This window comes from Persicitalea sp. (assembly GCF_041751555.1).
Classification (GTDB): Bacteria; Bacteroidota; Bacteroidia; order Cytophagales; family Spirosomataceae; genus Persicitalea.
The window spans coordinates 1-6,250 of sequence record NZ_JBGSXF010000470.1 but is presented as its reverse complement, the minus strand read 5'-3'; the positions used below and the strand labels follow the sequence as shown (position 1 = coordinate 6,250).

Sequence of the window (6,250 nt, the reverse complement as noted above, 5' to 3'; positions counted from 1 at the left end):
ATTTATAAACTGACAATTCAAAAAATTCAAATGTCCATGATAGCAACCCAATACGAAGGCGACAAAACCTTCTCGGTACTTGAAAAAGAAATTGAAGAGCCCGCGGCAGGTGAGGTCCGCATCAAAGTAGCCTACGTGGGTGTCTGCGGGACAGACGTTCACATCTACCACGGCATGATGGACAAGCGCGTCAAGATGCCGCTGACCATCGGCCACGAAATGTCGGGCGTAGTGGACGCGGTCGGTGAGGGTGTCGGGGGCTTTGATGTGGGGGAGAAAGTAGTAGTTCGTCCCCTGGATAACCGGGGCGAAAAGCCTTCGGACAAAGGCATCAGCCACATTTGCGAGGATCTGAAATTCATCGGTATTGACTCACCCGGTGCCATGCAACAGTACTGGAACGTTCCGGCCTTCGTGTTGCACAAACTAGGTGCCGAAACCGATCTGAAACTAGCCGCGCTCATTGAGCCCCTCGCTGTGGCCTGTCACGACGTGCGCCTGGCAGAACTACAGGCGGACGAAACGGCGGTGGTGCTGGGCGGTGGCCCCATCGGGATGTTGGTGGCGATGGTTGCCAAAGAAGCGGGCGCGAACGTCATTATCTCGGAAGTGAACGAAACCCGAATCGGCATGGCGCAGAAACTAGGCTTCACCGCCGTGAATCCAACGAAGGTCGATTTAGTGGAATTTGTGAAGAAAAAAACTGACAATCGGCTCGCCGAGGTGGTCTTCGAGGTATCGGGCGTCCAAGCTGCGGTGGATGTGATGACCGAAGTGGCCGGCATCCGGGGCCGCATTGTGATGGTAGCCATTCACGGTCAGCCGAAATCGGTAAGCTTATTTAAGTTCTTCTGGAAAGAACTCAAACTCATTGGCGCGCGGGTCTATGAACCCGAGGATTACGAAGCGGCTATTGCTCTGGTAGCGGCAAAAAAATTACCTCTCGAACAACTCATCACCGCCGTGAAGCCTCTGACCAATATTCAGGAAGTCTTTGCAAGCATCGACACGAACCCTGATGGAATGAAGGTGTTGATGGAGTGTTAAGATAGGGGCAAGGCACAGAGGTCCAAAGGCACAAAGTGTCGTGTGAATTAAATTTTCATCAATAACAAAGGGCAGCACCCCGTCAGCCTTGTCAGGCTGAGCGGAGCCGAAGCCCAACAGCCAATATGATCTTAGATAAATTTAAATTAGACGGAAAAGTGGCCTTGGTAACAGGCTGTAAGCGGGGCATTGGCAAAGCGATGGCGGTAGCGCTGGCAGAAGCCGGGGCTGACATCATTGGCGTAAGTACTTCGCTCGAAAAAGAAGGTAGTAAAGTAGCGCAGAAGGTAGAAGCTACGGGCCGCAATTTCAAAGCCTACACCTGTGATTTCAGCGACCGCAAGGCTCTCTATAATTTTATAGAGGAAGTCAAAAAAGACTTTCCGGTTATCGACATCCTGGTTAATAACGCCGGAACGATTCTGCGAACCCCTGCTGCCGAACACCCCGACGAGATGTGGGACAAAGTGGTGGAGGTCAACCAAAATGCACAATTTATTCTGACCCGAGAAATTGGTAAGGAGATGATCGCGCGGGGAAGTGGTAAGGTAGTTTTTACTGCCTCGCTGCTCACTTTTCAGGGAGGCATTACTGTACCGGGCTACGCAGCCAGCAAAGGCGCGATCGGTCAGTTGACGATGGCCTTTGCCAACGAGTGGGCCAGCAAGGGCGTGAACGTCAACGCCATTGCGCCCGGCTACATCAGCACCGACAATACCGAAGCCCTCCGCAACGATCCCACCCGCGCCGCTTCCATTCTGTCCCGCATCCCGGCGGGCCGCTGGGGCGAGCCGGAGGATTTCGCCGGGCCGATCGTGTACCTCTGCTCCGAAGCCGCCGCCTATGTCCACGGCAGCATCATGCTCGTGGACGGCGGCTGGATGGGGCGATAAATCAAAAATGCGGGCAATTCCAGAGAATCACCCGCAAAAAAAGAAGACGACAATTGACTGCGATCAACGACTCATGTACATGTTTCTTTCTCCGTACACCTTCAAAAAGAAATCATCCTGCAAGTCATCAATGAAGTAAATCCCTTCGCCCGTAGATTTCATCTCGGGGCCGAGTTCTTTATTGACGTTCGGGAATTTGTTGAAGGAGAAAACCGGAATCTTGATCGCCCAACCCTTTTTGACGGGCTGGAAGTTGAAGTCCGAGATTTTCTTGTCGCCCAGCATTAGCTTGGTAGCGTAGTTGACGTACGGTTCCTGGTAAGCTTTGCAAATGAACGGCACCGTGCGCGAAGCGCGGGGATTGGCTTCGATCACGTAAACAATCTCATCTTTTATCGCAAACTGTACGTTCAGTAAGCCTTTCACGCCCATCGCCAGGGCGATGCGGCGGCTGTATTCTTCGATTTTCTGGATGGAATCCTCCGTCAAGTCGAAGGGCGGCAGCGCCGCGTGGGAGTCGCCGGAGTGGATTCCTGCGGGTTCGATATGCTCCATGACTCCGATGATATAGGCGTCCTCACCATCGCTGATGGCGTCGGCCTCGGCCTCGATGGCTCCTTCCAGGAAGTGGTCGAGCAAAATGTTGTTGTCAGGAATATCATGCAGGATTTTGACCACGTGCTGTTCCAGTTCTTGCTCGTTGATGACGATCTTCATGCTTTGTCCGCCTAGCACGTAACTCGGGCGCACCAGCAGCGGGAAGCCCAGCTCGCGGGACAATTCTACAGCGGCATCGGAGGTACGCACCGTGCCGAAGGGCGGATACGGTATGTCCAACTCGCGCAGCAGGTTCGAGAAACGACCGCGATCCTCAGCCAGGTCAAGAGCTTGATAGCTGGTGCCGATAATCTTGATGCCGTACTTGTCGAGTTTCTCGGCCATTTTTAGGGCCGTTTGTCCGCCTAGCTGTACGATGACGCCCTCGGGCTTTTCGTGGTCGATGATATCGAAGACGTGCTCCCAGAAGACGGGCTCAAAGTACAGCTTATCCGAAATGTCCGGGTCCGTCGAAACTGTTTCGGGGTTACAGTTGATCATGATCGTCTCGTAACCCGCCTCTTTGGCAGCCAACACGCCGTGGACGCAGGAGTAGTCGAACTCGATGCCCTGCCCGATGCGGTTGGGGCCGCTGCCAAGTACCACGACTTTCTTCTTATCGCTGACGATGGACTCGTTGTCGGGGTTATCCTGAGAAGTGTTAAAAGTCGAATAATAGTAGGGCGTGGCGGCGGCAAATTCGGCAGCGCAAGTATCTACGCATTTGTAAACCCGCTTGATACCCAGCTCTTTTCGGCGATTATAGACTTTACTCTCCTTCACACCCAGCAGGTGCGCAATTTGGCGGTCGGCGTAGCCTTTCTGCTTGGCTTTGAGCAAAAGGGATTTTGGCAAATCTTCCAAATCGTATTTCCCGATTTCGTGCTCAGTCTCGATCAACTCCTCGATCTGCCGCAGGAACCAAGGGTCGATTTTGGTTAGGTTTTGGATAGATTTGAAGGAAAGGCCGATCTTGAAAGCATCGTAAATATGGAAAAGCCGATCCCAGCTTGGGTGCGCCAGACTATGCTTGATTTTCTCCTGATCGCGGAGTTCGCGACCATCGGCTCCCAGGCCATTTCGGCGAATTTCCAGCGACTGACACGCTTTTTGCAATGCTTCCTGAAAATTCCGCCCAATACCCATCGCCTCGCCCACCGATTTCATCTGCAACCCCAATGAGCGATCAGCGCCGTGGAATTTGTCAAAATTCCAGCGCGGTACTTTCACGATCACATAGTCGATGGTCGGTTCGAAAAAAGCCGACGTTGTTCCCGTAATCGGGTTAATGAGTTCGTCGAGGTTGTACCCGATCGCCATCTTGGCGGCGATTTTGGCGATGGGATAGCCCGTGGCCTTGGAAGCCAGCGCCGACGAGCGCGACACGCGCGGGTTGATCTCGATGACAATGATTTCGTCGGTTTCAGGATTGACCGAAAACTGAATGTTACAGCCACCCGCGAACGAGCCGATACCCGCCATGCAGCGGATGGCCAGGTCGCGCATTTCCTGGTAGGTGGTGTCGGGCAGCGTCATGGCCGGGGCCACAGTGATGCTGTCGCCCGTGTGGACGCCCATCGGGTCGAAGTTCTCGATGGAACAGATGATGATGAAGTTGCCAGCACCGTCGCGCAGCAGTTCCAACTCGTACTCCTTCCAGCCCATCACGCTCTGCTCTACCAGTACTTCGTGGGTAGGAGAAGCATGCAAGCCGTTGGTAAGGGCGCGGTCGAAGTCCTCAGCCTTATCTACGAAGCCGCCACCCGTGCCGCCCAATGTGTAGGAAGGCCGAATCACCAACGGAAAGCCGATTTCCTGGGCGATTTCCTTGCCTTCCAGGAAGGAGCGGGCAATGCGCCCGGTACATACGTTTGCCCCGAGCTCTATCATTTTTAGACGAAATGCTTCACGGTCTTCGGTGGTTTCGATAGCCCGGATGTCCACCCCAATAAGTTCAACACCATATTTTTTCCAGATTCCTGCCTTCTCGCAGTCGATTGCCAGGTTGAGGGCCGTTTGTCCACCCATGGTAGGCAGTACCGCGTCGATGGGTGTGCCGGCGTCCTGATGCTCTTTCAGAATCTGCGAAATGTACTTCTTCTCCAACGGCAGTAGATAAACGTGATCAGCGTTGATCGGATCAGTCATGATCGTAGCCGGGTTGGAGTTGATCAGACTTACTTTGATGCCTTCTTCGCGTAAGGAGCGGGCGGCCTGTGAGCCAGCGTAGTCAAATTCACAAGCTTGACCAATGACAATAGGACCGGAACCAATAATGAGGATGGACTTGATGTTGGGGTTTTTCGGCACGACAGAAAATTATGAATTATGAGTTATGAATCATGAGATAGGCGCACGAGGGTAAGGGGGTAGGCCCAAAAATTCCACAAAGTTAAGGGGTAAGAGTCAGAAAGACTTCCTGAAATCCATAAAAAGGGTTTATGATCAGGATAATCTAGGAATAGTACCGAGTTGGGTAATTAGCGCCCGCCCCGCGCGTCCAAAATGGCCTGAGCCGCCCGCTGCCCGTTGCTGGGCGATTGGGCGTTGCGAGAATAGTACTTTCCGTTGGGCGCCAGAATAGCGAAAGTGGAGTAGGCCAACGGGTTGAGCTTGAACATGAGCTGCGCAGCCTGACTGTCGGTGATGAACATGTGGACGCCTTTCAGCTTGTGACGGACGATGAATTTCTTCCAAAGTTCCGGGCTGTTACCCATTTCGGCATCCGGCAGATGAATGTACAGGAACTCTACATCCGCGGGTAGTTGTGCGCGAAGGGCCGGGGCGTAGAGCACCTCATTTCTGCTTTGTTCGTCGAAGAGGTTCCATTTTAAGATGTAAAGCGTCCGGCCGTCGTACATCTTTTGTACTTTTTTTAACCAATCTTTCCCGTTGCCCCGCGTTTGCGACAGCCATATTCCGCTAAGTACCTCAGTGGGCGTGTCGGACAGATCGTTTCGTTTTTCGATTAATTTGATATAGAGACTATCCTTGATCTCCAATTGGTAAAGTTCATTGAGTGACTGCGCGATGGTTGGCACTTCGATTTTGGTCTTAATAAAGTCATAGAGCAGTCCCTGCTCCGAGAGTGACGATTGATAAAACCGCTCTACCAGCAAACGGGCATTCAATAAGTCAGTGGCGGTTTGGCCGAATTCGTCGGAGTAGGCGCGATTATTCTTCTCGATCATCGTCACCAAATCCATCGTGCGGCGGTTGCGGGCGTAGAGGGTGTTCATGAAATCCAGACCACCCGAGGTCGCGCTGCCCTGCTGAATCATCTCGTTCAGGCGCGCAGTTTCCTCCGCCGACAGCGGCTTCACGTACCGCTTGATGAGTTCGGCCATCGTCTCCACCCGCAGCGACTTGGAGCGCGTCGGATTTCGGTAAGCCCGCTTGTCGAGCAGGCGGTCGGCGTAGTCGCCGAAGCGCGTTATCCACTGCACCCGCTGAAAGGTCATGATGCCCGAAGCCAGACGCCGCAGGCTATCTTCGGTCGCTTTGTTGACCTCCGTATCTCTGACCAGCGCGTGTTCGTAGAGTGCCGACAATTGCTCCTCGACGAGGATCGTCTGTACCCAATTCCGCAACTCCGGCGACACGCCACCTTTTTGAGACAGAGGTAGCAGGGCCGACATCCGCAGGTCGGCGCGACGTTGCAGGGCGCGGCGGGCGTCATCGTCGTCCAATTCCCAGAAGGTTTCGAAAAAGTC

At 53.6% G+C, this 6,250-nt stretch carries 4 protein-coding genes; 2 read left to right on the top strand and 2 right to left on the bottom strand.

Translation table 11 applies throughout. From position 1 onward, the window contains the following. The first annotated feature begins 36 nt into the window (after positions 1 to 36). Together ACEW8P_RS16525 and ACEW8P_RS16520 are read left to right on the top strand one after the other, a co-directional pair. On the top strand, positions 37 to 1,047 hold the full coding sequence (locus ACEW8P_RS16525; protein ID WP_373514178.1) for a zinc-binding dehydrogenase: 1,011 nt from the start codon (positions 37 to 39) through the stop codon (positions 1,045 to 1,047). A 128-nt stretch (positions 1,048 to 1,175) separates the two neighbouring features. Then, complete coding sequence (locus tag ACEW8P_RS16520) at positions 1,176 to 1,940, top strand: SDR family NAD(P)-dependent oxidoreductase (RefSeq protein WP_373514179.1); 765 nt, start codon at positions 1,176 to 1,178, stop codon at positions 1,938 to 1,940. Positions 1,941 to 2,003: 63 nt separating this feature from the next. Here the strand turns inward: ACEW8P_RS16520 and carB are convergent, their stop codons facing one another. Next, positions 2,004 to 4,847, bottom strand: a complete 2,844-nt coding sequence (gene carB, locus ACEW8P_RS16515; RefSeq protein ID WP_373514177.1) for a carbamoyl-phosphate synthase large subunit — start codon at positions 4,845 to 4,847, stop codon at positions 2,004 to 2,006. Between the two features lie 170 nt (positions 4,848 to 5,017). Further along, on the bottom strand, positions 5,018 to 6,250 hold a 1,233-nt coding region (locus tag ACEW8P_RS16510), incomplete at its 5' end, for a hypothetical protein (RefSeq protein WP_373514176.1).